Source organism: Mycobacterium sp., assembly GCF_032159565.1.
GTDB lineage: Bacteria > Actinomycetota > Actinomycetes > Mycobacteriales > Mycobacteriaceae > Mycobacterium.
The window spans coordinates 1-2,683 of record NZ_JAVHWR010000157.1 but is presented as its reverse complement, the minus strand read 5'-3'; the positions used below and the strand labels follow the sequence as shown (position 1 = coordinate 2,683).

The 2,683-nt window shown below is 64.9% G+C and carries 2 protein-coding genes; both read right to left on the bottom strand.

All coding sequences use genetic code 11. From position 1 onward, the window contains the following. Positions 1-685, bottom strand: a 685-nt coding sequence (locus QOC76_RS21410; RefSeq protein WP_526360140.1) for an adenylate/guanylate cyclase domain-containing protein, incomplete at its 3' end; no start/stop codon positions are given. A 957-nt stretch (positions 686-1,642) separates the two neighbouring features. Beyond that, positions 1,643-2,683: flavin-containing monooxygenase (locus tag QOC76_RS21405; RefSeq protein ID WP_526360138.1), on the bottom strand; the 1,041-nt coding region annotated here is incomplete at its 5' end.

The window sequence follows — 2,683 nt, the reverse complement described above, 5'->3', positions numbered from 1 at the left end:
CCAACAGGCGATGGGCGGGCACCGGCTCGTCGGCACCCTTGATCTGAACCAACTCGGCCTCGCCCAAGGCTGCTGAGCTATCGACCAGTCGCGCGGTGGACGCGCTGAGCATCACCCCGCCTGGCGGCGCTACCGACTCCATCCGCTGCGCCAACCCGACCTGCTCACCGATCGCGGTGTAACCCAAAGCACCAGAACCGATCTCACCAGCGATTACCTGGCCGGAGTTAAGTCCCACCCGCAGCTGCAGATCAACGCCGTCGCGCTCTCGGACGTCGACGGCAAGTCGCTTCACCTCCTCCTGAACGCCCAAGGCGGCCAGACACGCGCGAATCGCGTGGTCCTCCAATGCCACTGGCGCGCCGAAGACGGCCATGATGCCGTCACCCGTGAACTTGTCCACAGTCCCGCCGTACCGCTGGACCACCGCAGCACAACGCTCAACCAACTCCGCCATGATCTCGCGCAGCCGCTCCGCGCCCACCGCGGCCGCGACGTCCATCGAACGCACCACGTCGGCGAAGAGGACCGTGACTTGCTTGTACTCAGCCGACTGGGTGGCCTGCGTGAGGGGCGTACCGCATGCGTTACAGAACTTGGAGTTCGGGGGCAGTTCTGTGCCGCATGACCCGCAGGACACTCCCGCTGCTGTCACCGCACCGCGACCGTCCCCCGTGCCGTCCACGTCAGTATCGTGTCACCGCTGGTCAACGATGTCCGTTATATCGCCATGCCATCTCGACACGAAATCTTGAAACCCTCAGATGTCGTCTACTTCGAGGCCACCCCGTGGTCGCGTACGGCCCGTTGATGACCGACCCGCGCGGCCCGCTGCTTGGTGACCCATTGCGCGAAAGCGGCGGAACTCTTTCGGCCGGTCACATACCATTCCGGGGCGACGGATCTTGATCGGGGGGTGTCCCACCGTCAGTCAGGCCCCGACATGTCCGCGGCACCGATCGATGCGGATTCACCGCCCGCCGCCAGCCAAGGCAATGATGGAGCGGCGTAAGGCCAACGGCGACAGCGGTCTCGAAGCATTGCGCGTTCTGAAACGCCGACTCTCAGACGTCGTCTACGCAGCGTTACGCGAGGACCTCGCTATCGGGACCCAGACACTCGCTGCTTGACAGAGGAGCTAGAGGCAAGCGCGTGGGGCCCGTATTTCGACGGGATGTTTCCGCCCCAGGAGGTGTCCACGTGGATTTCCTGGAAGATGACGTCGACCGGCACGAACATCGCACGAAGGCTCTGGGGCCAGCGCGAACGACTGCGCGCCGAGTACGAGGACGTGCACGGCACCGACCGGGCGCGGTGGCCGGTCCAGCATCCGGGAGTCGCCCTCGATGCGGTGCTCTCTAGTGCGCACGGGGCGTGCCTGGGGTGCCAGTGGTTCGATGAGCGAGGTCGTTTGGATGCACCACTTCGACTGGTTCGAACGAGCGTCGATATGGCCGCACCGACACCAACTCCCCAATGGCGTATTCCTCGATGGTCCACGTCGCTGGCGGGGAGGAAGGTTCGACCCGCCATGATGACAAAATACTGCCCCTACGAGCTTGTCATTAGTCACTTGTACGTGACGCGCCGACGGACGCCGTCATCAAAGTGTCAAACCGTTGATCCACTCCACAACTACGTCTCAGGCGGCGCGCTGACGTCGAACCGCTTTGGCGATCGCACGAGCATCGATGCGCATGAGTCGCAGCTGACCGCTGAGGTCGACTCGGTAACCAATGAAAAAGAGGCCCGCTGCCGAGGGATGCTCCTGGCCCCCACTCACCAGGGGAACGCCGTTGGAATCCAGGACACCCAGGTGGCCGACCAACTCGTCGAGGCCACGGCGGTAGCCGGTCGCCGCGATCACCGCATCGGGCTGTATGCGCGCACCGTCCGCCAGCACGACATCACTTTGGTCGAAGCCGACGACCGCGGCGACAATCTCGATGCGCCCGGCCCTTAGCTCCTCGACGAAGCCGTCGTCGTACGCCGGTGCTTGTTGCCGACGCACCATCGTGGTCGCGACCCCTTCGGGCGACCGTGGGAGCCCGTACCGGTCGAGGCGGCCGAACAAGATTCGCTGCATCAGCCATGCAACCTCGTCGGCTACGCGTAACGGGAGGTGGTTCAAGGCGAGCCCGGGGACATTGACGGTCACGCCCAGGAACTTGCGGGCAACAAGGTTCGGCACGGTCCGGCACGCGACCCGAACGCGCGCCGCACCGCCCTTGGCTAGCTGGTTCGCAACCTCGGAGCCTGTCACATTGGGCCCAACCACCAGAACGTCGCGGCCACGGTACGGCCTCGGGTTGCGGTAGGCGCTGGAATGAATCAGCTCACCCGCGTATCCCTGCCGCCCCGGCCAGTCCGGCAGGTCAGGGTCGTGGTCGTAACCGGTCGCGATGACGACGAAGCGTGCCTGTAGCGCATCGTCACTGGTCTCCACTCGCCAGCCACCAGGCGACGCACTCACCTTGTGAACCGGCGTGCCGAACCGCACATCGATCCGATGATGGTCTACGTAGTCCTGGAGGTACCGGACCCAGTCGTCACGGACCGGATATTCTCCGTAACGACGGTGGCTCGCACGATACCCGGGCATCGTCGACATCCACGCCGGCGTGTTGAGCCGCAACCCGTCGTAACGGGCTCGCCAGCTCGCGCCGACCCAGTCGCTTCGTTC